At 66.8% G+C, this 564-nt stretch carries 1 protein-coding gene; it reads right to left on the bottom strand.

The genetic code is table 11. The annotated features are described in order from the left end of the window. A partial coding sequence (locus tag H9641_RS19810; protein ID WP_191806123.1) for a superoxide dismutase occupies positions 1-563 on the bottom strand: 563 nt, incomplete at its 3' end. Position 564 lies beyond the last annotated feature (1 nt).

Raw genomic sequence — 564 nt, forward strand, 5'->3', positions numbered from 1 at the left:
GCCCAGTTGACGAGGTTCCACCAGGCGGTGACGTAGTCGGCGCGCACGTTCTGGTAGTCGAGGTAGTAGGCGTGCTCCCAGACGTCGAGCAGGACGATGGGGACCAGGCCCAGGGCGATGTTGCCCTGCTGGTCGTAGAGCTGGACGATGATGAGCTTCTTGCCGAGGGTGTCCCAGGCGAGGATGGCCCAGCCCGAGCCCTGGACGCCTGCGGCGACCGCGGCGAAGTGCTTCTTGAACTTCTCGAACGAGCCGAAGTCCTCGTCGATGGCTGCGGCGATGTCGCCGGTGGGCTCGCCGCCGCCCTCGGGGGAGAGGTTGGTCCAGAACGCGGAGTGGTTGACGTGGCCGCCGAGGTTGAACGCGAGGTTCTTCTCGTGGAGGTTGACCGCGGCGAGGTCGCCGGAGTCGCGGGCCTCGGCGAGCTTGTCGAGCGCGGTGTTGGCGCCGGTCACGTAGGCCTGGTGGTGCTTGGAGTGGTGGAGCTCCATGATGCGGCCGGAGATGTGGGGCTCGAGTGCGCCGTAGTCGTACGACAGCTCGGGAAGGGTGTAGACAGCCATG

It is taken from the genome of Oerskovia merdavium (genome assembly GCF_014836755.1).
Taxonomy (GTDB): domain Bacteria; phylum Actinomycetota; class Actinomycetes; order Actinomycetales; family Cellulomonadaceae; genus Oerskovia; species Oerskovia merdavium.